This is a genomic window from Nocardia grenadensis NBRC 108939 (assembly GCF_001613445.1).
Lineage (GTDB): Bacteria > Actinomycetota > Actinomycetes > Mycobacteriales > Mycobacteriaceae > Nocardia > Nocardia grenadensis.
This window is the reverse complement of record NZ_BDCJ01000020.1, coordinates 118,594-142,389: the sequence shown is the minus strand read 5'-3', so window position 1 is coordinate 142,389 and position 23,796 is coordinate 118,594. Positions and strand designations below refer to the sequence as shown.

The following is a 23,796-nucleotide window of genomic DNA, read 5'->3' as shown; positions in this document are numbered from 1 at the left end:
CCATGACCAAAGACCAAGCCAGAGCGGCCTATGTGGAGTACCTGGGCCTGGATCGGATACTCGATGCCCAGCGGGTGCGCACCGAACCGGAACAGCACGACGAAATGCTGTTCATCATCTACCATCAAGCTACCGAGCTGTGGTTCAAGCTCCTTTTACACGAGCTGACCGCGGCGCGCGAGGCTTTCGGCAGGGACGCCCCCGTGGTGCCGAAGTTGGCTCGCGCACAGCAGATACTGCTGCTGCTGAACAATCAATGGCTGGTTCTCGACACCATGACGCCCGCCGCGTTCCACCGGATTCGACCGATTCTCGGTCCTGCGTCCGGCATGTATTCCGAACAGTATCGAGCGTTGGAATTCCTACTCGGGAAACGGCATCCCGAATGGCGGGATCTCGCTCCGGAATATGCCGACGGCCCGAGTCTGTTCGACGAACTGATCCGCTACCTGCACCGGCGCGGCCATCCGGTGCAAAAGCGTTTGCTCGAACGGGATTGGCGCCGAGGCCGCGACACCACCCCAGAATTGCTCGGTATCTTCCGAAGCATCTACACCGCCGGGTATCACGGCGTCGAATACGAGATCTGTGAGCAACTCGCCGGTATCGACGCATATCTGCGGGAGTGGCGGTTACGGCATCTCGAAATCGTGCGAAAGCACCTCGCCGACCAGCCGGGCACCGGAGGAACCTCGGGCGCCGAGTACCTCAACGGGACGCTGGATGCGCTGTACTTCCCCGAATTGGTGAAGCCGCATGATGTTTGATCGCCTCCTCACCGCCGACGCCGCATGGTTGGGCGGGCGGGCACTCGCCGGACCCACGGCCATCGGTGTGCGGGGAAGCGAGATCGGCTGGATCGGACCGCTCTCGGCCGCCCCTGCCGGCGCGCGCTGCGCATATATCGAGGGCGTGCTGCTGCCCGGGCTCATCGACTATCACGTACACGCCGCACTGATCCGGCCGGAAGAACTGCTGGCGGCGGGCGTGACAACCATAATGGATCTGGGCTGGGCCCCCGCCGAGATCTGGCCGCTGGTCGAGCGCGCACGACACGACCCCGGCCTACCCCATATCCATGCCGCCGGACCGTTCCTCACCGCCCCCGGTGGTTATCCTTCCCGGCAGCCGTGGGCGCCGCCGCTGGTCGCGATCGAAGTCGACAATCCAGCGGCCGCGAGCCGAGCGGTCCGATCACTGGTCGCTCATCGCCCGGCCACCATCAAGGTCACACTCAATTCCCAGGCGGGCCCGGTGGTCGACGACGCCACCCTGCGTAGCATCGTCCACGAGGCCGGCGCCCACCGTATTCCGGTCACCGCGCATACGCAGGGCCCCGGCCAGACACGGCGAGCCCAGCTGGCCGGGGTGCGGGTACTCGCACACACACCGTGGACCGAAACCCTCGACGACCAACTCATCTCGGATCTGGCCCGCGACACAACGATCATCTCCACAATCGACATCCACGGCTGGGGCGAACCCACCCCAGACCGTGAGATCGCCCTGAAGAACCTGCGCCGCTTCCACCGCGCCGGAGGCGTCGTACGGTACGGGACAGATCTCGGTAACGGCCCGCAGCCTCCCGGCGTGAACGCCCGCGAGATCATCGCACTCACCGACGCCGGGCTGAACCCAGCCGATGTGCTGGCCGCGATCACCGGCGCACCGCTGCGGCCCGGCACCCCCGCGGACCTGAGCGTCGTGCCCGGCGACCCCCTTGCCGACCCCGCCGTCCTCGGACAAGCGCGCGCTGTCCTCAAGGCCGGGCAGAGCATCATCGGCTCGATCGGATGAGTCGGCCGTGGAACTCTTCCTGATCCGGGCCGGCAGACCTGTCCGGCTCCCTATCCATATCCTTCGTATCCCCGTGTTATCGATCTGCTCAGATCTCGAGAGGTTCTGATGTCCGACCTGGATAAGGCAGCCGCAGCGGTCCGCACTCTCGCGGGCGCGCCCACGAACCCGTTCCCGGCCTATGCTCGGTTACGCGACTCTTCGCCGGTGTTCTTCGACGATTCCCTGGACATGTACCTGATCACCCGCTATGAGGACTGCCACCGGGCTTTGAGCAGTCCACATGTGCGGGTTCCCGATCATGTCTGGCACGACCGCATCATGCCCGACTGGCGAGAGCATCCGGCGGCCGTCTGGTGTTTCACCAGTCTGCCGTTCGAAGGCCATTCGAGTCACGCCCGGATCCGGCGACTGGTGAACAAGGCGTTCACGCGGCGCCGGGTGGACTCTCTGGTGCCGGCGATACATCAGGTGGTTACCGGGCTACTCGATACGCTCGAAGAACACGGCTCGGACAACACCGTGGTGGATCTCCAGGATGTGGTCGGGTTCCGGCTGCCGGTCGCGGTCATCGCCTCCCTGGTCGGTGTGCCCGATACCGATCTGCCCCGGTTCCGATGGGTTTTCGGCGATATCCTGCGGGTGATGGACCTGGTGGTCGACGATACGACCCTGGCCCGCGCGAATGCCGCCATGGTGGAGGTGCGCGAATACTTCACCGAACTGCTCCGGTATCGCCGTGAGCACCCGGCCGACGATCTCGCCTCCGGCCTGCTCGCCGCGTGCGACGAGGACGGGGACCGGCTCAACGAAGAGGAACTGCTCAGCCTGGTCATTCTCCTGTTCACTGCCGGCTTCGAAACCACTACGCTGACCATCGGTACCGGCACCTACGCATTACTGGCCGACCGCGACCAGTACGACCTGCTGCGCAATGATCCTTCGCTGGCCGCGGGCGCGGTGAGCGAGGCCCTGCGGTGGGATTGCGCGCTGCACAGAGTGATTCGCGTGACCGACGAGCTCATCCGGATCGGAGACGTCACTGTGCCCGGTGGCTCGGTGATCGCGCCGTTGCTGGGCGCCGCCAACCGGGACCCGCAGGTGTTCCAGGATCCGGACCGATTCGATATCCGGCGGTCCGGGCCGCGACCGTTGACCTTCGGTGGGGGCGCGTATGTCTGCCTGGGCAATGCCCTCGCTCAGACCGAGCTGGAGGTCTATTTCGCCGAGTTGAGCCGGCGGTTCCCCGATATGGAGCTCGCCGGCGAGCCCGAACGCCGACGCGGCTACGTCCGCGGCCTGGACACTCTGCCGGTCACTCTGGGGCGACCCATCGAAAACCGTTCGGGCCGTAGAAGTTCGGAGAATCTGTCGTGCCCGCACCGCACCGCCCCGCACCACGGCTGACCGCCGGACCGGAAGAACTACCGACTGCCCGAACCCACTGGAGGAACCATGCCCGACAAGCACCCGCACCTCCCGGCGCAGCTACCCCGGATGCTTTCGGACGGGCTACTGTTGCGCCACGCCGTCCCGCAGGATCGGGACGCGCTCGGTGATCTGTTGGCGTCGGTACACGCAGCGCCGGACGGGACACCGAACGCCACCGTCGGACGTTGGCAGCGGGATCTGTTCGACAAGGGCCATCCCACGATCGGTACCGAAGACATGCTCGTCGTACAGGACCCACACGGCGAGCTGGTGTCCAGTTTTCTGATGGTTCCGCAAACCTGGTCGTATGCGGGAGTACCCGTCGGTGTCAGCCTCATGGAGCTGGCGGCCACCCGACCCGACTACCGCGGCCACGGACTGTCGAAAACACAGCTGACCGCTTTACTCGAGCTGAGCACATGGCGCGGGGACCTGATCCAGGGCATTACCGATATCTTGTCTTTCCGCAGCGATACAGGTCTGCTCCCGGCGATCACCCAACGAGCCGGTCGCGGTGGGCATATTCGAGAGCTCCCCGCGGTCCGCGAAGGCAGTGAACCGGTCGCGATTCGAGCCGCAACAGTCGACGACATCGCGTTCCTCGTCGATACCGAAGCTCGGGCGATGAACAGGGGGCTCATCTCGTGCCTCCGCGACGAGGCGCAGTGGCGCCATGAGCTGTGCGGCCGCGACGTCGGCAGTATGGTGCACAGTCGGATACTGATCATCGAGACGACCGGCGGACCGGTCGGGTATCTGGTGCTCGGCTACGGCGGCACCCCCAGCTTCCCCATTCCCGGCTGGCTGCCCGGCCTACCGTGCCCGGAACCGGCGGTATCGATCGCCCGCTTCGAACTGGGACCAGAGGTTTCCTGGTTCGACGTCGTGCCCAGCGTGCTCCGGCAACTCACCCTGCCCGACCGAGGGGAGCCGGAAAGCTACATGCTGTGGCTGGGCCGAGCGCACCCCGCCTACGACATACTCGGCGACCTGCTGATCCGGCGACCGCCCGAGATCGGCTGGTTCCTCCGCATACCCGATGTGGCAGCGCTACTCCGCGAGATCGCGCCGGTGTTGGAGCAGCGTCTGATCGGTACCGCGGCCGAGGCCTTCAGCGGAGAGCTCCACCTCGACCTCTATCAGGCCGGGATCCGATTTTCCTTCGACAGCGGGAAGCTGAGCGCGGTCGAGCCGTGGCCAGGACACAGCCGACGAGCATCGGACGCCTCACTGCCCGCGCAGATGTTCCACCAGATGATCTTCGGCCACGCCACCTGGGCCGAGTTGTCCCGCGCCTTCCCCGACTGCCGCCTGCAAACCACTCGCGGCAGCACGCTGCTTCCCCTCTTGTTCCCCGCACAGCAGTCGGATATCTGGCCGCTCATCTGACAGCTTCCGACCTCGGGCCGGCCGGCCCGAACATCAATGTTTCGACCCGCTACCGCAACAGGAGAATGTGTATGGCCGCCAACTTGGGAAAAGTGACCGCCGAGTTCCACGGCCAGGTCCTGGCACCCGGTCACGAGGACTACGACGCCGCCCGCCTCATCTGGAAGGGCATCGATCGGCAGCCGGCGCTGATCTTCCGATGCGCCGATGTAACCGACGTCCGGCGAGCACTCGAGTACGCGCACGACGCGGGGTTGCCCTTCGCCGTCGCAGGGGCCGGACACGATGTCGCGGGCAGGTCTGTTCCCGACGGCGGCATCGTATTGTCCACCGCCCGGCTGCGCCAGGTCACGATCGACCCGGTCGGGAAGGTCGCCCGGCTCGGCGCGGGCGTCCAGTGGGGTGAGCTGGCGGCCGCAGCTGTCCCGTACGAACTGGCCACGACCGGCGCCGCGTCCGCCTCCGTCGGGGTGGCCGGTTTCTCGCTGCACGGCGGGTACGGGTTGTTGATGCGCAGTTGCGGGACCGGATGCGACAACATCATCGAAGTCGACATGGTCACACCGGATGGGACATACCGCACCGTCAACCAGCACACCGACCCGGATCTGCTGTGGGCCGTGCGCGGCGCCGGCGCCAACTTCGGCGTAGTCACCTCCCTCACCCTTCGTATGCACACCGTCCCGCGAGTCACCATCGGGGTCGTCTCCTACCCGGTAACGCGGGCACGAGACGTCCTAGGGACCTATCGGCAGATCACCGCGACCGCGCCGAACGAACTCGTCACCGACTTCTACTACAAGGTCAACCTCGACGGAACCCGCACCGCCAGCATCGGCATCTGCTTCAACGGTGCCCGCGTCGACGCCGAACGCGCGCTCGAGGCGCTCACCGGACTCGGCCGGCCGTGGCGCGATGCCTTGCGCGAAGCGAGCGCCGTCGAGTTGCATGCCCTGCACAACACCAGCACTCCGTACGGCCCCCGATACCACCTCCGCAGCCACTACCTGGACGAGCTGAGTGACGAGGTCATCGAATTAATCCTCGACCAGGGCGAACGCATCACCGCGCCACTCACCGGTATCTTCCTCGAACACCTCGGCGGCGCGATCGCCACGGTGCGCCCGGACGCCACCTCTTTCCACGGCCGCGATGCCCGGTACTCCTTTCTGGCCATCGCCGGATGGACCGAACCCGAGCAAGACGAGACCCACAAAGTATGGACTCGTGAGCTCAGCAAAAGTTTGGAACCACTGTCGATGGATGCCTGCTATGCCAATTACCTCGACGACGATGAGGACAACCGCATCGCCAGTGCCTACGGTCCCGGATACGAACGCCTGACAGCGCTCAAGCAGATCTACGACCCGACCAATCTCCTGCGCGGAAACCGCAACATCCCGCCGACGGCCCGGTGATCCGACGCGGATCGCCCACGCACCCGGCCACCGCCCTGCTCGCTACGCGCAATGCTCGCGTCTATTCGAGAGCACCGCGTAGTTCGGCAATGACGCAGAGTTCGGTGGCCGGTTTCGGTCATCAATCCCTGTCGGCTTTTCGACCGGGCAGGTACGGAGGGCCGTCTGCCGCGGCGTCGTCTCCACCCGGCGACCCCACCCGCCGCTACCGGCCCGGGTCGGCCTCGTCGGGCGGGCGCCGGCTCGGATGCTGCCGGGCCAGCGCGCGGCCGATGACCCGGGCACCGTCGGAGAACGCGCCCGGGTTCGGCCCGGAGTAGTTGATCCGGAGGTAGGCGCCGGTGGGCTCGGCGGGGAACCATTCGTCGCCGGGAGCCACCACCACGCCTCCGTCCTCGCAATCCCGAACCAGCCGGGCCAGATCGGTGTGTTCGGGTAGTCGGACCCAGAGGTTGAGCCCGCCCCGCGGCACCAGTTCCGGGACCGCGTCGGGGGCGTGTTCCCGGAGCGCGGTCAGCAGCAGGTCGCGGCGGATGGCCAAGCGCTGTCCGAGACCGCGCAGGTGGGTACGCCACCCGGGATGAGACACCACATCGAGCGCGACCGCCTGCAGCAGCCCGCTCACGTACATGGATTCGGCCTGGGCATCGGAGAGAATCCGGTCGCGGGCCGGCCCGCGCGCGACCACGGCGGCGATCCGGACCGACGGGGAGACGCTCTTGGTGAGCGATCGCAGATAGATCACATGCCCACTGTCGTCCCGCGCGGCCAGCGGGACGGGCACCGAATCGATACCGAAATCGTGTGCCCAGTCGTCCTCGATGAGGAAGGCACCGTTCTCGCGCACCACCTCGAGCACCCGCGTGGCGGTCTGCGGAGCCCACTGGGCCCCGGTGGGATTGGCGAAATGAGGTTGCGCGTAGAAGGCGCGGGCCCCGGTCTGCTCGAATGCGCGGGCCAGTTCCGCCGGCCGTGGCCCCTGCGGACCGCTCGGGACCGGCACCACCCGCACCCCGGCCCGCTCGGCGGCCATCAGCGCACCCCAGTAGGTCGGCGATTCCACCAGCAGCGGCCGGCCGGGGCCGACCAGCGATTGGAAGGTCGTGTTCAAGCCGCTCTGGCTGCCGCCGAACACGATCACCTCGCCGGGCACCGGCGGCAGCACCCCGGCCGGGGTCACCGTCGCCAGCTCGGTCGCGAACCAGCTCTGCAGCTCCGGGGCCCCCGCGGTCGGTGGGCGGCCGATCGCGGCATCGCCGCGCGCGGCCCGCGCGAAGGCCGCGCGGACCAGGCGAACCGGCAGCAGTTCCCGGTCGGGGTACCCCGAATGCAGGGCGATCCGGTCGTTGGGCACCGTCCGTAGGACGGTGGATATCCGGGCGCGCCGACCCCGCGGTGTACCGAGGGCCGCGGTCTGCCAGCCGTAGTCGGCCGGACGGGCCGGGCGCACCGCCTGGACGAATGTGCCGACCCCGGGCCGACTCTCCACCAACCCCTGGGCCACCAGTGCCCGCAACGCCTTCTGGACGGTGACCGGGCTCGCCGAGTACCGCGCGACGAGGGTGCGGCTGGACGGCAGCCTGGCCCCGGCGGGGGCCGTGGCGATCCACGAGCGGAGGTCCGCGACGATCCGCGAACTGCTATCGTCGGACATGAAGGAACATAGTAGCGCTACTCGGCAGCATCGCGCACCGCTATCGTCCACTCGCACCGGACCGGCCTGGGGGTTACTGGGCGTGGCGGCATTCTCGCTCACCGTCCCACTCACCCGGGTCACGGTGGCCGAGGGCGGAATGTCGCCGTTGTTCGTCGCCTCCGCCCGCGCCGTCGTCGCTACCTTCCTGGCCGCAACGGCACTGCTCGTGACGCGTCAGCCGCTGCCCCGCGGCCGGCAATGGATCCGGCTCGGTATCGTCGCGGCCGGTGTGGTCGCGGGCTTCCCTCTGCTCACCAGCTTCGCGCTCACGATGACCTCGGCGGGCCACAGCGCGGTGGTGATCGCGCTACTCCCGGCGGCCACCGCCGTCCTGGCGGTACTGCGGACCGAGGAACGACCACCGCGCGCGTTCTGGTGGGCCGCGGCGACGGGAGCGGTGGCGGCCGTGGGCTTCGCGGTGTTCCACGGGGGCGGGTTCGCCGGTCTCCAGTGGCCGGATCTACTGCTGTTCGGCGCGGTCGTCGCGGCCGCCGCCGCATACGCCGAGGGCGGACTACTGGCCCGCGAACTCGGGCCCTGGCAGACCATTTCCTGGGCACTCGTCCTGTCTGCGCCGCTGATGGCCGTGCTGAGCGGTATCGCGGTCGCCGCCCAGCCGTTAACCGCTTCCCCGGCACAGTGGGCGTCGTTCGCCTACCTGGGTGTGGTCAGTATGTTCCTCGGCTTCCTGGCCTGGTATCGCGGCCTCGCCTACGGTCCGATGGCACAGGTCAGCCAGATCCAGCTGGTCCAGCCGGTGCTGACCCTCGGCTGGGCCGCGCTGCTCCTGGGCGAATCCCTGACCCTATCGACCGCACTGGGCGCGCTCGCGGTCATCGCGTGCGCCGGCGGCGCGGTGCGTACCCGGCTCGCGCGCCCCACACCGGATGCCGCAAGCCCACTCGGTTCCGGTGTGCCCCGGCGCGGCTCGGTGCCACCGCCCGAGCGCATCTCCGGTACCACCGCCCGGCGCTGCGCCGCGCCGGGCGCGCCGGAACAGCGATCGGATCCCGCGCCGGCGCCGGCCGACCGGTGATCATGGTGGTTCCGCTCACCCTCGGGAATCCGGCGCACACCCCGTTCGTTACCGCAGTGGAGCCCGGCGATCGGGCTCGCGGACGAGGGAGCAGTACCCGCATCGCGACAAGACTGACTCGGAAGGGTTCGTCATGTCCTGGGTCGTCCTGCTGCTGTCGGGGGTGCTGGAGGCCGTCTGGGCCGCCGCGCTGTCGGCCTCGCACGGTTTCCGCCGATGGAAACCCACTGTTCTGTTCGTAGTGGCGCTTGTCCTGAGTATGGCCGGCCTCGCGTGGGCGATGATCGATCTGCCGACCGGTACCGCCTACGCCGTCTGGGTGGGTACCGGCGCGACATTGACCGTCGCGTGGGCCGTCGTCACCGGCCGCGAACGCGCGGATACCGCCCGCGTGCTGTTGCTCTCCCTGCTCATCGTATCCGTGGTGGGCCTGAAGGCGGTGAGCTGACCATGGCGTGGATCATCCTGCTGGCCAGCGCTGTCTGCGAAGCGGTCTGGGCGACCGCGCTCGGCAGATCGGCGGGTCTGACCGAACCGGTGGCGGCGACCGTATTCTTCGTCGCGCTGGCGGCGAGCATGCTCGGGCTGGGCCGGGCGGTGCGTGATATTCCGATCGGCAGCGCCTATGCCGTCTGGACCGGTGTCGGCACCGCCCTGACCGTGTCCTATGCCATGATCACCGGCAGCGAGACGGTCACGCTCGCGAAGGTGGTGTGCCTGACCGGGATTGTGGTCGCGGTCATCGGGCTGGAACTGATCCCGCACGAGAAGCGGGAGGAGTAGCGGTCGCTCCGCGCGGCGGTACTTCCGCCGCGCGGAGGTCGGTCCACGGCAACGGTTTTCAACATTGCGAGCCTATTTGTTGCTTTGTAGGCTGACCGGCATGGTCAGTCCGAGCACCCGGGCCCCGGCTTTCGTCGCACCCCGGCCGCTGCGGGTCCTCGGCGCGGTCATCGACGCCTACCGGAACATTTTCGTCTCCGGACCCGCGGCACCGCTGCTGTCCCGTCCGAACCCGGTGCGCCGCAGCGGGTTCGACCTGCGGCTCGTGGTGGACGATATCCGGGAGGAAGCCGACGGAGTCCGCGGATTGCACCTGCGCGCGGCCGACGGCGGGCTGCTTCCGGCCTGGCGACCGGGCGCCCACCTCGACCTCTTCCTGCCGTCCGGACGGCTGCGGCAGTATTCGCTCTGCGGTAACCCCCGCGAGCGGTTCCGCTACCGGATCGCGGTCCGGCGGATCGACGACGGCGCGGGCGGTTCGCTGGAGATGCACCGCGATCTCCGCCCCGGCGACCCGCTCCGGGCCCGGGGCCCGCGCAACGCCTTCACCTTCGTGGCGGCCCCGGCATATCTGTTCCTCGCCGGCGGTATCGGCATCACCCCGATCCTGCCGATGGTCCGGGCCGCGGGTGGGCGCGGCCGGCTGATCTACACCGGCCGTTCCCGGGCCACCATGCCGTTCGTCGCGGACCTACGCGGAGCCGATATCCGCCCCGATGATGAATACGGTCCCCCGAATATCCCGGAACTGCTCGCGACCGCCCCGCCCGGGGCGGCGGTCTACGTCTGCGGCCCGCCGCCGATGCTGGCCGCGGCCCGGCGCAGCATCTTCGAGCACAATCCCACCGGCTCCCTGCATACCGAACAGTTCTCCGCGCCCGCCGTACTCGACGGCGCGGAATTCGACCTGACCCTGGCACGGACGGGCCGTACGGTCCGGGTGGGCGCGCGGGAGACCGCGCTCACCGCGATCGGCCGGGTCGTCCCCGATATCGCCTATTCGTGCCGCCAGGGTTTCTGCGGTACGTGCCGGACGGCGGTGCTCGCCGGTGAGGTGGACCACCGCGACCGGGCGCTCCCCGAATCCGAACGCACGACCCATATGTTGCCCTGCGTATCGCGCGCGGCGGGCGGCGCACTGGTTCTCGACCTCTGAGCCGGATCGGGTGGATGCCCCGGCTACTACCGGACCCCCTACGGCCGGCATGCGGGACGCCACCCGAATTGGGATTTCGAATATCGGTATCGCACAAGAAAATTCGATGCCGACTCGCACGGGATCAGCTGATGTCTCATCGCCCGGACGCAGTCCGCCCGTCGACAGGATCGGCCATCACGCCGCCCGGGACGCGCCGTGCGCTCACCGAAGAAGCGACATACCTCGCGCCGGACGCCGACGCACGGATTCCGTTCGAAGCCGGGCCGGCGACTCCGCTCGGTTCAGGGATAGACCAACTCGCGATAGGTATCCAGGATCTTCTGGATCGAGGAGGTGACGTGCAGCTCGCCGTTGAGCGGCGCCCATTCGTACCCGGCGTGCGCACTCAGCACCACCGGCGCGGTCGCCGCCACCTCGACGGCGAAGTGCAATCGCCGCACCGGTTTCCCCGCGGGGGACAGATAGTCGAAATCGCCGATGTGATGGCGGACATCCGTGACGATCAAACCCGTCTCTTCCTGCACCCCGCGAATGAGCGCTCCGGTCACCGATTCTCCCGGTTCGACGGTTGCGCCGGGAAGTTTCAGGGTGGGACTGATCGGTCCGGTACTGGGCAGTTCGAGTAAGAGAACTTCCCCACCCCGGTCGACGATCGCACCCACCCGCAGTCCGACCCCGTCCCGCTCGCCACGCGGCAGGGTCTCGTCGAACATGGATACCGACATATGCGGTTTCACCAACCTTCGATCGGGCGGACTCGCCTCGGTCACGCCGTAGGCGAGCTCTTCGATATTACCGTGTCGTGACCATCGGATGACAGCGGATGAACCGAAGTGAGCTGCACAACAGTGCGCTCCGGCCCGGCCGGCCGCGTATATCCGGTAGCAGGAACACGCGTCCACACCGAGGGAATCGCGCCGGTGAATCCGGTTGCTCGCCAGCGCGTTCCGAAGTCCGAACGATCTCCCGGCGATACCCTCACCGGCACCGCGACCGATACGAATCCACACTCACCGCGACCATCTCCGGTGACATCCACTTGTGACGGACACCTCGCTGTTACAGAAGCGGCAGCCACGGTCGAACTCGCGCCCGAAGCGGGCGCCACGGCGTTCGCAGGAAGGTCGTAGCGGGGCATGCCATTTCCGAAATTCGGAAATCATCCCTATGCGAGCGGGTGCCCCGGCATGATCGGTATCGGGTCGTCCAACGACCGGCAATGCCGGAAAGAGCTCGGTCCGTGCCCTCGTCGCGAACCCCACCCTCGAACTCGTCGGCTGCTATGCGTGGACACCGGCGAAAGTGGGCCTCGATGCCATCACCCGCGAACTCGACCATCGGCCCTGCGGAGTCCACGGATACCGCAGCGCTGCCGAGGCCTACGCTGAACACCTGAGCAGCGGTGATGTGCTGACCCTTTGAGACCGCCATCGTTTTCCGGCAGGGCGCCGCAGCTTGAACCATCCGCCCGCCGTCAACTCGGGTGGCGCCTTTGCCGTGACCGTGCGGCTCGCCGGACGGAACGACGCAGGGCCGGCGGGCGCGAAGCCGTCAGTCGAGAGCATGGGCGCGGCAGATCCGCAGAATCTCGTCGGACAGTTCGGGCTGGACGTGGCTCACGGCGCGGGCGAGGACCATCGCCCCTACAAGTCGACTGAGCAGCAGCACCGCGCGCTCCCGCGCCTCCTGTGAGGTGATCTCCCCGTCGTGCTCGCGGGCGAACTCTTCGGCGAAGCCGGTGAGGTACCCCTCCACGCCGGTTGCGTAGGCGCTCTGCACCGTGTCGCTGTGCCGTCCGGCGTCGGTGACCAGGGAGGCAGAGGGGCAACCGCCGTCCGAGGCATCGCGGTGGGCGGCCGAAAGATAATTGTCCACCACTCGCTTCAGCGGTGGGCCGGTGAGATCGGCGCCTTCCTCGAGGGCCTGGTCCAGGAAGCCCAGAGAGGCTTTGAACGAGGCACCGCACGCCTCGGCGGCCAGATCGCCTTTGGACGCGAAGTGGTTGTAGAAGCCGCCGTGGGTCAGGCCCGCCTCCTTCATCAGTTCGGCGATCCCTACGGCATCGACGCCCTGCGAACGGAACATGCGCCCGGCCGCCTCGACGATGTTCTGCCGGTTCCTGGCCTTGTCTTCCTTGGTTATCCGCGGCATGGCCGCCCTCCTGCGTCGGCAGTGTTTGACATTTTCAATGTTACCCCTCATTATTCATTTTTAATGATGAACATCATCAAAGATTGAATGGAGGCTTTTATGCCCACCGTGGAGTACACGCGGCAAGGCGAAGCCGCACAGGTACCGACGCCGACCTCGTCGTGCTCGCGGTCCGCTGGCCGCAGATCCCGGACGCCGTCGCCGGGCTCCCCCGCCTGGACAAAACCGTCGTCATCGACGCCACCAACCAGTTCGCCCCCCCCTTCCCCCGAACCCGGAGATCGCCGATCTGGGCGACCTCACCGGAAGCGAATACGTGGCCTCCCTGCTTCCCGGAGCACGCGTTGTCAAGGCGTTCAACGCCCTCCACGCGCAGTTCATCGCAGCCGATCCCCGCCACGAGGCGGGGCGGCAGGTGCTGTTCCTCGCCGGTGACGACGCCGACGCCAAGAACACCGTGAGAGACCTGACCGTCGAGTTCGGCTTCGCCCCCCTCCGACCTCGGAACACTGCGTGAGGGAGGGCGCCTCATTCAGCTCGGCGGCCCCCTGCCCGCCCTCCACGCCCTGAAGCAGGACTGATCCCACCAACTCGCTCGCGCTCCTCATGCCCCACGACGAGCGACTTCCGCAACGAAAGAGATCCTCATGCCCGGTCGGACCTCAGCACCCAGCACCCAACCCCTCCTGCAGCCCGTTCAGCTGGGCGCGCTAGAGCTGCCCAACCGCGTCGTCATGGCTCCCATGACGCGCTCCCGGGCCGATAACGAGGAACTGGCCCCCCACCGCCCTGCACGCCACCTACTACGCGCAGCGCGCCGGCGCCGGCCTGATCATCAGCGAAGGGACCTGGGTCAGCACGGACGCGATCGGCTTCATCAATGTCCCAGGTATCTACACCGACGGCCAGACCGCCGGCTGGACCGAGGTCACCGAAGCCGTGCACGCCGCGGGAGGCAGGATCGTCTCGCAACTCGGCCACGCCGGCGCCGCCTCGCACCCGGATCACCACGGCGGCAGGCTCCCCGCCGGCCCTTCAGCGATCAATCCTCACGAGATGTCCTTCACCCCCGATGGCCCGAAGGACTCCCTCACCCCACGCGCCCTGAGCGCCGCAGAGATCGCCACCACGATCGGCACCTATCGGCGGGCGGCCGCCAACGCCCTGCGTGCCGGGTTCGACGGTCTGGAGATCCACGCGCAGGTGTCCCATCTCGTGGCCCAGTTCCTCAACCCGCGGCTCAACCAGCGCACCGACGCCTACGGCGGCAGCAGTGAGAAGCGGGCCCGGTTCCTCATCGACATCGTGGATGCCGTCAGCAGCGTATGGGGCAGCGACCGCATCGGAGTCAAACTCTCGCCCTACTGGAATCACGGGCCTGCCTTCACAGCAGATGCCGAGACGCTGGAGGAGTACGACCAGCTCCTCGAGGGCCTCAACGACAGCAACCTGGCCTACCTCCACCTCCTCGGCCCGGAACCCGATACGGGAACCGACACCCTCACCGCATTCACCCGCTACCGCGCCCACTACCGCGGCGCCGTCATCGCCAACCTCGGCTTCACGCAAGCGAGCGGCAACGAGCTGCTCGAACGGCAGCTGGCCGACGCGGTTTCCTTCGGCGCCCCCTTCATCGCCAATCCAGACCTCGTCGATCGATTCACCCACGGCCACCCTCTCGCCGCCGGCAACCGTGACACGTACTTCGCGGGTGACGCGGAGGGGTACACGGACTACCCCGCGATGACCGGGTCCCACTAGGGTCTGCCGTTCGGGTTCATGCGGCAGGTCTCGGGGTGTCGCACGCACATTTGCGGCGTTGTCACCGGCTGCCGACGGCTCTTGACATTTTTATGAAGACCGGTCTACTTTTTGCCTATGGGAGCCAAAGGAGCCGAGACCCGGCAGCGGATGATCGACGCGACCCGGTCCTCGATCGAGCGTCAGGGCTATTTCGGCACCGGACTGAACCAGATCCTCACCGAGAGCGACACCCCGCGGGGTTCGCTGTATTTCCATTTCCCCGGCGGTAAGGACGAACTGGTCGCCGCGGCCCTCACCCAGACTTCCGGACTGATCGACGCCGCCCTCGACGCGGCCGACCTCACCGATCCGGCCGGTGCGGTCGCCGGGTTGATCACCCTGCTCGGCGAGCGGCTCGAGGCCTCCGACTGGGAGAACGGATGCCCGGTCGCCACCGTCGCCCTCGAGGTCGCGGGCACCAACGACGCGGTACAGCAGGCGTGCGCCCAGGTGTACGCCCGCTGGACCGAGGCGCTGCGCATCATCTTGCGGGCCGCCGGATATCGCGAGGCCGACGATCTCGCCGTCTCCCTACTCGCCCTCGTCGAGGGTGCGCTGCTGCTCGCCCGCACCCATCGCAGTCGCGATCCGCTGGATCGGGCCGCACGCGTCGCCCGCACCCTGCTCTGACCCCGTCCACCCGGCCGGGGCTTTCCGCTCCCAAACAAATATGTAGACCAGTCTAGTTAGGAAGTGGTTATGAGTACTCCCGATACCGTCGTCTTCGGGGCGGCGGGATTCATCGGCCGCGCCCTCGTCGCCCGGCTGCTGCAGCAGGGCCACACCGTCGCCGCGGCGGTCCGCCCCGGTACCGAAGCGCGGCTCCTGTCCTGGCTGCACGACCGGGATCTCGATCGAGAGCGGCTCACCGTACTCGGCTGCGATATCACCGATCCCGGCCTGGGCCCCCTGGGCGCGGCACCCTGGGACGACGTGCGCGACGTCTACAACTGCGCCGCGCGGTTTTCCTTCGGGCTCGATCCCGCCCAGGCCCGGGCGGTCAACCTCGACGGCGCTCTCCACGTACTGCGCTGGTCCGCCGCCCGCCCGCGGCTGCGCCGGCTCGTGCACATCACCGGCTACCGGGTCACCGTGCCGGAATCCGCCGAACACGACTACGCCGTCGGTGCCTACGGCGCCTCCAAATTCGAAGCGGACGCCGTGCTGCGCGAACAGGCCGCGGCCGCCTCGGTCCCGCTGACCGTCGCGAATCCGAGCACCGTCGTCGGGCCCGGTCAGTACATCGGCCTGGCCGAACTCGTCCGCGATCTGTGGCACGGCGCGCTACCCGCGCTGCCCGGCGACGCGGAGACCCTGCTCCCGATCCTGGACCTGGAATACTTCGTCGATTTCCTTACTCTGCTCCCGCAGCAGCCCGATACCGCCGGCCGCTCCTACACCGTGCTCGATCCGGCCAGTCCGCCGCTCCCGGAACTGATCGGGCTGCTGGCCCGGCATATGCACGTCCGCGCGCCCCGTCTCACCCTCCCCGTCGGCCTGGTAGCGCGGCTGCCCCGCCGGTTTACCGGAGTGGATGCCGAACGACTGGCCTTCATCTCCGGTGATCGCTACGACACCTCCGCCGCCGACGCGGTGGCCGCGCGCGCCGGACTCGTCCATCCCGCCGCCGAAGCCGTACTGCGGAACTGGGCGGATCACCTGGTGAGCAGCCGATTCGGCGCCGCCGAAGCCGATTCCGCCGCGGGCTTCGACCACGGTCTCTGGGTCTCCGGCGAGCGACGCACGCCGGACTACGTCCTGCTGCACGGACTTCCCACCGACAGCGAAGCCTGGCGCGAGGTCCGTGGGTACCTCGACACCCCCACCCTCGCCGCCGACCTTCCCGGCCTGGGCCGGTCCGCACCACGGCATGGCGAACCGGACCGGTGGCTCGACGATCTGCTGGCGCCGGTCGCCGGCCGCCCGGTGCTGGTGGGCCATTCCCTCGGCTGCGTGCCGGCACTCCGATATGCCGCCGCCCATCCCGACCGCGTCGCGGGCGTGATCCTGGTAGCCCCGGCCTTCCTGCAGCGCGGCAGCTCCCGCCTCGCCCGCACCCCGATCGCCACCGCGCTGCTGCGCCGCCTGCCACCCGCGCGACTGGCCGCGCTGCTGGGTATCCCGGCGGGCCCGGCACTGGACAGTGCCGGCGCGAACCTGCGCCGCCCCGGGGTGGCCCGGCGCACGGTCGCGGCGCTACGCGCCGCCGGGAAACCGGACGCCCACTTGACCGCCCGCCGCCTCCTCGACGAACTGCGCGTGCCGGTCCACCTGGTGACCGGGTCCCGCGATCCGCTGACCGCCGCGGTCACCGCCCCGATCACCGAGATCGCGGGCGCCGGTCACTATCCGCATCTCGCCCATCCCGAACAGGTCGCCCGGGTTCTCGATTCGGTCCGGAAGGAGTTCGCGGACAGCACCCGTTCAGCGATGGCACCGGGCCGGTGATCGGGCCGCGGCGTGAGCCGGGCGACCCTGTCCGACCGGTCCTCGGCCGACCGGCAGCGCGGGGGTCCTGGTCGGCCCCGCTCCCGCCGCGGCAATGGTCCCTGGATCGATCGCCGCCAACCCGACCGGCGATCGACCCGAGCACGCACGACCGGCGATCGATGGCCAGGCCACCGATCGCCGGTCTCACCTACGAATTCCTCATCGCGACAGCGAGGCCCGCAGCGCGGCCACGCCGGCGCGGCGCTCGTAGGCGATCCAGGCGAAGACCACCGCCAGTACCAGCGGGAAGATCGCCATCGCGGGCTCACCGGCGATGAACGCCTGCGTCCCGGCGGCGAGCACGGTGAGCACCGACAGGCCCACGGCAGCAAGGGCAGCCAGCCGCGGCACCAGCAGACCGATACCACCCGCGACCTCGACCAGCCCGATGAAAACGAGCAGCGCGAACGGGATCGTCAAATTCTCGGGAGCATTGTCGGCCAACGCGTTCGGTATCACGAGCTTCGGCCCGCCCGAAGCGATGACGAAGAACAGGCCGAGCAGGATCTGCAGGGTCCACAGGACCCGGTTACGGATCGTGCCGGGACGGCCGGCGATATCGGCGGAGGCGGCGGCGGGGCTGGTGGTAGTCATTTCCGGTCCTTCGGGTCGGTCGCGCCGGGTTGGTAGCGCGTTCAACCGATACGACGGCACGCAGCCGCAGGACTCATCGCCGGCCACGAAAATTGTTGCGTGCCCCGGTCACGATCGCACCGGCAGCAGACCCGGCGCCACGGTCCGCGGGTCGACCCCGGCGAACGCCAGCGCGATGAACAGCCCGGCCACCTCCTCGGTTTGCCGCGCCCGGGCCAGCGACCCCACCACCACCGGTTCCGCCCCGGCATCGCGCACCAGCGTTTCGACCACGCGCAGCGCGCCGGGGTCGTCCCCGCACAAGACGACCGTCGTCGCCGTGCCGTCCGCCCCCCACTGTGTGGACGGCACCAGATGGAACCCCTTCACCACCAGGCCGCCCGGGGCCGCCGCGGCGATCCGTTCGGCATTGGATCCGCCCGCCGGGCCCAGCACCACGCCCACCCCGTGTTCGACCGGGTTGGTCGGGTCGATGATCGGTATCCCCGCCAGATCTCCGTTGCTCCCACCAGCGGCCGCCAGCACTGCGGCCGCCGCGTCCCAGGGCACCGCGAGCAGGACCGCGTCCGCTGCGCGTATCGCCTCGCGGGCCGGGGCCGAGCGGGTCGCGCCGCCGAGCCGCCGGGCCAGCGCCGCCGCCTTATCCGGCGAACGTCCCGCCACGGTGACCCGGTGCCCCGCCCGCGTCCAGCATCCGCCCAGCGCTCCGGCCAGATGACCCGTTCCCAGAATCGCTATCCGCACCCTCGTGCTCCTCCGTCGTCGCGAACTGTGTACGAGGGCTACCGTAGGGAGCGGGATACGCACCGATCGGTGCGTATCGGACCGCGACGCTGGTGGGCGATGACCGATTATCACAACCGCACCGACCCCGTCGCCGACTGCCGGTTGCGAGGCGCACTGGACCTGTTCGCCCACACCTGGGACCCGGTGATCCTCGCCGCCCTCGCCGACGGTCCCCGGCGACGCGTCGAGCTGCGCATCGGAATCGGCGGTATCCGCGACAAAACGCTCACCGAGGCGCTGCGTCGGCTGCTCGGACGCGGCCTGGTCGCCCGACGACCCGATCCGGACGCGCCGCCCGGAGTCGAGTACCGGCTGACCGAACTGGGCGTCGGCCTGGTGGACGGGCCGTTGCGCGCGCTGGCCGCCTGGGTGCGCGACCACGGCGACGAACTGCGTGTCCCCGAGGGCGCCGATCCGCCGCTGCGCCGCGTCCGCTGACCGTGCGCCCACCCGGACTCACCGTGGCCGCAGCGCACTCTCCGGTCGGTCGGCGCCGGTTCCGTAGGCCGCCAGGAACATCCGCACCGCGGTGGTGGCGATCGCCCGGAGTTCGGCGGGCGGGACTTTACGGGTGCCGTGGGCGGACCGGTTCATCAGCAGTCCGGTGAGCAGCGCGAGGAATCGTTCGACGTCGTGTGACGATGCCGCACCCGCCGGCTCCCTCACCCGGATCGGGTGACGACGGGCCGGACACGCCCGTCCTAGAGTGCGCTCATGGGCGAACCCCACGCCGATCGGTGCCGGCCCGCTATCGCCTCCCGTGCGGAGCGGATCGAATACGGCGCCCGGCAGCGTGACCGTGTCCCGTTCGCCGCGATCGCCGCGGCGGCGGCCGCTCCCGAACGTGACCCGCTGGCCCTGCTGGAGTCGCAGACTCCGACGCGGGTGCCCGAACTCGTCCCGGTCCGCTACGGCCGGATGGCGGTCTCCGAAGAAGGAGGCTGGCCACGAGCCTCGCGGTCGCCGGGCGCGACAACGGCTTCAAGAGAAACAGCGGCGCCGGATCATCCGCGCCTGCGTGGCCGAGTGCCGCGAGACCATGAGCTATCAGGCCGGACGCGGTGAGCTGGCCGTCTGGTACTCGCATATCGACGCCGCGACGGATATGGCCGAGTTGCGTGAGGTCCTCGATTCGACGATGCGCAAACGCGTCCGCAAGACCATCGACAAAGCCTGGGGTCGCGACAGTTTTCAGGCGCTGTCCAAGCTGACCACGCCGTGCGACGGGCAACCGCGCATCGTGAGCATGCCGCCGCTGATCGTCCCGGTGGAGGAGCTCTACTCCGGCGCCGACGCCGAGACAGTGCACCGGGGTCTGCTGCGACGTCTGGCCGATTACCGCGGCACCCTGCAACCCGACCGCCGTTTCCTGCTGGACCGGTTCGAGTACGTGCACGCGGCGCGCAAGGTGGTCGGGGTGGGCAGTGTGGGCACCCGCACCTGGATCGTGCTGCTGCGCGGACCCGGCGACGAACCACTGTTCCTACAGGCCAAGGAAGCACAGCCCGCGGTCCTCGCGCGCTATCTGGCCGGCCCCGAGCACACGAACCAGGGGGAACGGGTGGTGAGCGGGCAGCGCCTGATGCCGGCGGCCAGCGATATCTTCCTCGGGTGGCAGCAGCGCCCCGGCCCGGACCCCGACGGCGTGACTCGCGATTTCTATATCCGCCAGCTCCGCGACGGCAAGGGCTCGGCGGTGATCGAGACCATGTCCCCCGACCTCATGGCCCTCTACGGGCGTCTGTGCGCGCGGGTACTGGCCCAGGCCCACGCCCGTGGCGGTGACCGTTTCGGAATCGCCGGATATCTGGGCACCGACGACGATTTCGCCGAGGACTACGCCGACCGGAACGCCCTCGACCACGCCGCGCTGCTACGCGCGATCGAGGACGGCCGGATCGCCGCGTCCCCGAACCCGGACGCGTGATAGCCCGACCTCGCTTCCCGGACGCGGCCCGGGCCGCCGCCGACCCCGAACGGCCCTCCCGGGGAAGATCGCTTCCTGGCCGGGTGCGGACAGCGGCCGGTGAATCCGCGTGGGTTCGCCCTCAGTTCACGACCGCGAAGGCGAACCCGTCCCAGCCCTTCGCGCCCACCGTCTGCAATACGGTGGCGTCCAGGCGTGGTTCGTCGGCCAGCAATTGCACCAGGTCCCGGCTCGCCCGCACCGCGGGGTCGGTATCGTTCGCGTCGGCCAGCCGCCCACCGCGCACCACATTGTCGACCACGACCACCGCGCCCGGCCTGGTCAGCCGCAGTGCCCACTGCACGTAATTCGAATTGTTCACCTTGTCCGCGTCGATGAACACCAGGTCGAACGGATCGGGCTGCTCCTCGGCCAGCACGGGCAGACTGTCCAGGGCCGCACCCACCCGGATATCGACACGGTCGCCGACACCGGCGCGGTCCAGATTCGCCCGGGCGACCGCGGCGTGGCTTTCCGCGAACTCCAGCGTCGTCACCCGGCCCTCGGCCCCGACCCCGCGGGCCAGCCACAATGTGCTGAAACCGCCCAGCGTGCCGATTTCCAGCACCCGTCCGGCCCCGATGGACCGGGCCAGCAGGTAGAGGAATTTGCCCTGGGCCTCGGAGACGTCGATGGCGGGCAGCCCCGCGTCCGCGTTGGCCCGCAGCGTCGCGCTCGTCTCGCCGTCGCGCGCCAGGTGATCCACCACGTACCGGTCCACATCAGCCCAATCCGGTGTGCTCATATCCGCAGTCTGCCACCCGCCGCCAGACCGTCGAGGAAAGCCTCCCGCGCCCGGCGCTGCAGGCACCAGGCCGATCGGTCCGACGACCGGGATCAGCGTCACCGCGATCCCGTGCGATGCTCCCGGATGCGCGCTGTCGCCGGGCGGGCTCCGACTCTCTGGTGAAACTTACTGACCGCGAGCATAATTCGTGTCCGGAGCGCACCGGGCCGGGCCCCGCCCAGTATGGTGAGGACGCCGATCGTATCGGCCGGTGGTACGGGGCAGCCGAGTCCGATCGAGGGGATGGTGACCATGCGCTGGCATCAGGCGGCCGCCTGCGGACCCGAATTCTTTTCCGAGCTCGCCGACGGCTTCGTGCCCATGGCACACGAATTCGGCGCTCCGGAGGACTGGCACGCCGGGCTCACCACCCAGGAGTCGGTCGCCTACACCCTGCTGCGCTGGGAGCAGCACGGAAATCGCCTGTGCCAACGGACCCACCGGCATATCCGCACCGTCCCCGGCGACGACTTCTTCTGGGTCGTCGTCCCCGATCGCGGTGATTTCGCGATCCGTTTCCGCGACGAGGTGACCCGGGTCCCGCGCGGTCACGCGGTCGTGGCCGGACTGGAGATACCGTGCCGGCTGCATATTCCCGATTCGGCGGCCTACGGGTTCCAGGTGCCGCGGACCGAGTTCGAGGCCCGGGTCCGGCCGCGCGGACATATGAACGTCGTCCTCGATATGACCCGGGGTCTGGGCCGGGTCGCCGGCGATATGATCCGCGGCGTCCACGCCGAACAGTCCCGGCTGAGCGAACGCGAATTCAACGCCGTGTGCGACCGGATCACCGAACTGCTGTGCATGATGGCCGTCGGCGAGACCGACCCGCAGGAGACCCATCACGCGGAGGTCGCCGAGAGCATCCGGCGGTATCTGCGCGAGCACATCGGCCGCGCCGATGTGCGCCTGCCCGCGGTGGCGCACGCGCTCGGCTGGTCGCCCCGGCAGCTGCGGGTGGTGCTGCACGAAACCGGGACGACCTTCCGAGACCTGCGCCGCGACGAGGCTCTGCGGGTGGCACGCGAACTCCTGGCCGACCCGCGCGCCACCCTGACCATCGCGGAACTGGCGGCCCGCTGCGGTTTCACCCCGGCCTGGTTCTCGGCGGCGTTCAAGGAGCGGTTCGGCGTGACGCCACGGGAGTTCCGGCGCCGCAGACGTGCCGACTCCACCGACCGGCACAGTGAACCGACCGGTCCGAACCCGGCCTAGGAGCCGGGGTTCAGTCGCACCGGAAGTTTCTCCGGACCCACCGTGCTGATCTGCACCGCGTACTCGACCTCGGCGCTGGGCACGGCCAGGGCCAGCTTCGGGAAGCGGGTGAACAGCGTCTGCAGCGCGATCCGGCTCTCCAACCGGGCCAGCGGTGCGCCCAGGCAGAAATGCGGTCCGCGGCCGAACACGAGCTGGTCGCGGTGCTCGTGGTCGATATCGAATACCTCCGCGTTCGGGACGAGCAGCGGATCCCGGTCGGCGCCGCCCCACCACAGCGTCGGCGTACCCGCGGGAATATCGACACCGGCGACCGTCACATCGTCGAGTGGGTAGCGCATGATCGCACCGACGACCGAGGAGCGATAGCGCAGCGCTTCTTCGACCACATCGGCCCAGCGATTCTCGGCCTGCGCCCGCGCGAGCTGTGCGGGATGGTCGTACAGGGCGATCACCGCATTACCCAGCAGATGAACGGTGGTCTCGTGCCCGGCCACGATGACCAGCCACAGCACACCGATCAGCTCCTCCTCGGAAAGCTCGTTCGCCGCGTTGGCCTGCAACAGCGCCGAGGTCAGATCCTCCCCCGGTTCGGCCCGTTTGTGGGCGAGCAGTTCGACGAAATAGCCGCTCATCGCCGCCATGGCCGCCTGGGTCTGTTCGCCGGTGCTGTGCGCCGAGACGATCGTCAAGGTCCAGTCCTTGAGCTGCGGCTGCGCCTCCAGCGGTACCCCGAACAGATCGCAGATCACCCGGACCGGCAAGGGGACCGTGTAGTTCGCGACCAGATCGACCTCTTCGGTATCGGGGAAGGCGCTGATGAGGTCGTCGGCGATCTGCTGGATCCGTGGTTCCAGCGCCGCGATCCGAGCCGGGGTGAACGCCTTGTTGATCGTCTGGCGCAACCGCCGGTGCGCGGCACCGTCCTGATTCAGCATGTGTTCGGCGTCGGTCAGGGCGCGCAGCGGCCAATCGGCGGGGATCCGGCCGTCGTGCAGCGCGGGACACTTGGACGGGTGCTTGGCGAAGACCTTGTCGTCGAGCACCTCACCGGCGGCACGGTGACTGACCGCGATGTAGGCGCCGACTCCGCCGAGCAGTTCGATGGGCACGACCTCACCCGCGCGAATTATCCGCTCCAGCGTTTCGTACATCGGCTCGCCGGGTGTCGGAAGTTGGATGACTTGCTCGGACATGCTGTCTCCCTGAGTTTTTCGATGCGACCAGGGAGAGTCTGGAATGTCGGGGCGGGCCGCACAATCGGTACGCCGCATCGTGCCCCGCACCGATATTCC

At 68.8% G+C, this 23,796-nt stretch carries 23 protein-coding genes, 3 pseudogenes and 1 riboswitch; of the genes and pseudogenes, 18 read left to right on the top strand and 8 right to left on the bottom strand.

Annotation, left to right across the window (positions count from 1 at the left end; translation table 11 throughout):
* Positions 1-2: 2 nt before the first annotated feature.
* From NGR01S_RS21740 to NGR01S_RS21720, 5 genes are all read left to right on the top strand, one after another.
* Positions 3-767, top strand: coding sequence for a tryptophan 2,3-dioxygenase (locus NGR01S_RS21740; protein ID WP_063039708.1), 765 nt, complete (start codon positions 3-5; stop codon positions 765-767).
* Complete coding sequence (locus NGR01S_RS21735; RefSeq protein ID WP_157107378.1) at positions 757-1,797, top strand: amidohydrolase family protein; 1,041 nt, start codon at positions 757-759, stop codon at positions 1,795-1,797. The genes NGR01S_RS21740 and NGR01S_RS21735 overlap by 11 nt, the downstream gene beginning before the upstream one ends.
* A 108-nt stretch (positions 1,798-1,905) precedes the next feature.
* Positions 1,906-3,204, top strand: a complete 1,299-nt coding sequence (locus NGR01S_RS21730; protein WP_063039704.1) for a cytochrome P450 — start codon at positions 1,906-1,908, stop codon at positions 3,202-3,204.
* A gap of 48 nt (positions 3,205-3,252) precedes the next feature.
* Positions 3,253-4,617 carry a GNAT family N-acetyltransferase gene (locus NGR01S_RS21725; RefSeq protein WP_063039702.1) on the top strand — a complete coding sequence of 455 codons (1,365 nt, stop codon included), beginning with the start codon at positions 3,253-3,255 and terminating at the stop codon, positions 4,615-4,617.
* 71 nt (positions 4,618-4,688) lie between these two features.
* Positions 4,689-6,035 (top strand): FAD-binding oxidoreductase, encoded by a 1,347-nt coding sequence (locus NGR01S_RS21720; protein ID WP_063039700.1) that lies wholly within the window; start codon positions 4,689-4,691, stop codon positions 6,033-6,035.
* 205 nt (positions 6,036-6,240) lie between these two features.
* Here NGR01S_RS21720 and NGR01S_RS21715 read toward each other — a convergent pair whose 3' ends face one another.
* Entirely contained in the window at positions 6,241-7,689 is a 1,449-nt protein-coding gene (locus NGR01S_RS21715; RefSeq protein WP_063039698.1) for an aminotransferase-like domain-containing protein, read from the bottom strand.
* Between NGR01S_RS21715 and NGR01S_RS21710 the strand changes: the two genes are divergently transcribed.
* The 4 genes from NGR01S_RS21710 (at position 7,688) to NGR01S_RS21695 (ending at position 10,706) form a co-directional block, all read left to right on the top strand.
* On the top strand, positions 7,688-8,767 hold the full coding sequence (locus NGR01S_RS21710) for a DMT family transporter (protein WP_084481556.1): 1,080 nt from the start codon (positions 7,688-7,690) through the stop codon (positions 8,765-8,767). The genes NGR01S_RS21715 and NGR01S_RS21710 overlap by 2 nt on opposite strands.
* Positions 8,768-8,823: 56 nt before the next feature.
* A riboswitch (guanidine-III (ykkC-III) riboswitch) is annotated at positions 8,824-8,890 on the top strand.
* Between the two features lie 10 nt (positions 8,891-8,900).
* Positions 8,901-9,215, top strand: a complete 315-nt coding sequence (locus NGR01S_RS21705; RefSeq protein WP_063039696.1) for a DMT family transporter — start codon at positions 8,901-8,903, stop codon at positions 9,213-9,215.
* Positions 9,216-9,217: 2 nt separating this feature from the next.
* Positions 9,218-9,550, top strand: coding sequence for a DMT family transporter (locus NGR01S_RS21700; protein WP_063039694.1), 333 nt, complete (start codon positions 9,218-9,220; stop codon positions 9,548-9,550).
* A gap of 100 nt (positions 9,551-9,650) precedes the next feature.
* The gene (locus NGR01S_RS21695; protein ID WP_063039692.1) at positions 9,651-10,706 is read left to right on the top strand and encodes a PDR/VanB family oxidoreductase; all 1,056 of its coding nucleotides are present in this window, start codon (positions 9,651-9,653) and stop codon (positions 10,704-10,706) included.
* A 284-nt stretch (positions 10,707-10,990) separates the two neighbouring features.
* Here the strand turns inward: NGR01S_RS21695 and NGR01S_RS31145 are convergent, their stop codons facing one another.
* Positions 10,991-11,446, bottom strand: a complete 456-nt coding sequence (locus tag NGR01S_RS31145; protein ID WP_157107377.1) for an NUDIX domain-containing protein — start codon at positions 11,444-11,446, stop codon at positions 10,991-10,993.
* A 475-nt stretch (positions 11,447-11,921) separates the two neighbouring features.
* Here NGR01S_RS31145 and NGR01S_RS32655 point away from each other — a divergent pair.
* Positions 11,922-12,026: pseudogene (locus tag NGR01S_RS32655) on the top strand (dihydrodipicolinate reductase); the annotation flags it as partial.
* A 234-nt stretch (positions 12,027-12,260) separates the two neighbouring features.
* Here NGR01S_RS32655 and NGR01S_RS21685 read toward each other — a convergent pair.
* Entirely contained in the window at positions 12,261-12,860 is a 600-nt protein-coding gene (locus tag NGR01S_RS21685) for a TetR/AcrR family transcriptional regulator (RefSeq protein ID WP_063039685.1), read from the bottom strand.
* An 83-nt stretch (positions 12,861-12,943) separates the two neighbouring features.
* On the opposite strand from NGR01S_RS21685, the pseudogene NGR01S_RS33250 reads away from it, so the two are divergent.
* The 5 genes and pseudogenes from NGR01S_RS33250 to NGR01S_RS21665 all read left to right on the top strand — a co-directional run.
* Positions 12,944-13,096: pseudogene (locus NGR01S_RS33250) on the top strand (hypothetical protein); the annotation flags it as partial.
* Positions 13,097-13,176: 80 nt separating this feature from the next.
* Positions 13,177-13,377: an NAD(P)-binding domain-containing protein gene (locus NGR01S_RS32030; protein ID WP_218020812.1), complete on the top strand. Its 201-nt coding sequence runs from the start codon at positions 13,177-13,179 to the stop codon at positions 13,375-13,377.
* Between the two features lie 245 nt (positions 13,378-13,622).
* The gene (locus tag NGR01S_RS21675) at positions 13,623-14,621 is read left to right on the top strand and encodes an oxidoreductase (protein WP_218020814.1); all 999 of its coding nucleotides are present in this window, start codon (positions 13,623-13,625) and stop codon (positions 14,619-14,621) included.
* 117 nt (positions 14,622-14,738) lie between these two features.
* On the top strand, positions 14,739-15,293 hold the full coding sequence (locus NGR01S_RS21670) for a TetR/AcrR family transcriptional regulator (RefSeq protein ID WP_063039683.1): 555 nt from the start codon (positions 14,739-14,741) through the stop codon (positions 15,291-15,293).
* 69 nt (positions 15,294-15,362) lie between these two features.
* Complete coding sequence (locus tag NGR01S_RS21665) at positions 15,363-17,111, top strand: alpha/beta fold hydrolase (RefSeq protein WP_063039910.1); 1,749 nt, start codon at positions 15,363-15,365, stop codon at positions 17,109-17,111.
* Between the two features lie 201 nt (positions 17,112-17,312).
* On the opposite strand, the gene NGR01S_RS21660 is transcribed toward NGR01S_RS21665, so the two are convergent.
* Positions 17,313-17,747, bottom strand: a complete 435-nt coding sequence (locus NGR01S_RS21660; RefSeq protein ID WP_063039681.1) for a DoxX family protein — start codon at positions 17,745-17,747, stop codon at positions 17,313-17,315.
* Positions 17,748-17,855: 108 nt separating this feature from the next.
* On the bottom strand, positions 17,856-18,491 hold the full coding sequence (locus tag NGR01S_RS21655; protein WP_063039679.1) for an NADPH-dependent F420 reductase: 636 nt from the start codon (positions 18,489-18,491) through the stop codon (positions 17,856-17,858).
* Positions 18,492-18,590: 99 nt separating this feature from the next.
* Between NGR01S_RS21655 and NGR01S_RS21650 the strand changes: the two genes are divergently transcribed.
* Complete coding sequence (locus NGR01S_RS21650; RefSeq protein ID WP_063039677.1) at positions 18,591-18,971, top strand: winged helix-turn-helix transcriptional regulator; 381 nt, start codon at positions 18,591-18,593, stop codon at positions 18,969-18,971.
* 18 nt (positions 18,972-18,989) lie between these two features.
* Here NGR01S_RS21650 and NGR01S_RS21645 read toward each other — a convergent pair whose 3' ends face one another.
* Positions 18,990-19,199, bottom strand: a complete 210-nt coding sequence (locus NGR01S_RS21645) for a TetR/AcrR family transcriptional regulator C-terminal domain-containing protein (RefSeq protein ID WP_063039675.1) — start codon at positions 19,197-19,199, stop codon at positions 18,990-18,992.
* Between the two features lie 48 nt (positions 19,200-19,247).
* Here NGR01S_RS21645 and NGR01S_RS21640 point away from each other — a divergent pair.
* Positions 19,248-20,460, top strand: a pseudogene (locus NGR01S_RS21640) (DUF2252 domain-containing protein).
* Between the two features lie 121 nt (positions 20,461-20,581).
* Here NGR01S_RS21640 and NGR01S_RS21635 read toward each other — a convergent pair.
* Positions 20,582-21,244, bottom strand: a complete 663-nt coding sequence (locus NGR01S_RS21635) for an O-methyltransferase (protein ID WP_063039672.1) — start codon at positions 21,242-21,244, stop codon at positions 20,582-20,584.
* A 285-nt stretch (positions 21,245-21,529) separates the two neighbouring features.
* On the opposite strand from NGR01S_RS21635, the gene NGR01S_RS21630 reads away from it, so the two are divergent.
* Positions 21,530-22,501 (top strand): helix-turn-helix transcriptional regulator, encoded by a 972-nt coding sequence (locus NGR01S_RS21630; RefSeq protein ID WP_169811945.1) that lies wholly within the window; start codon positions 21,530-21,532, stop codon positions 22,499-22,501.
* Here the strand turns inward: NGR01S_RS21630 and NGR01S_RS21625 are convergent.
* Positions 22,498-23,697: a cytochrome P450 family protein gene (locus NGR01S_RS21625; RefSeq protein WP_063039668.1), complete on the bottom strand. Its 1,200-nt coding sequence runs from the start codon at positions 23,695-23,697 to the stop codon at positions 22,498-22,500. The two genes, NGR01S_RS21630 and NGR01S_RS21625, sit on opposite strands and share 4 nt — an antisense overlap.
* Positions 23,698-23,796 lie beyond the last annotated feature (99 nt).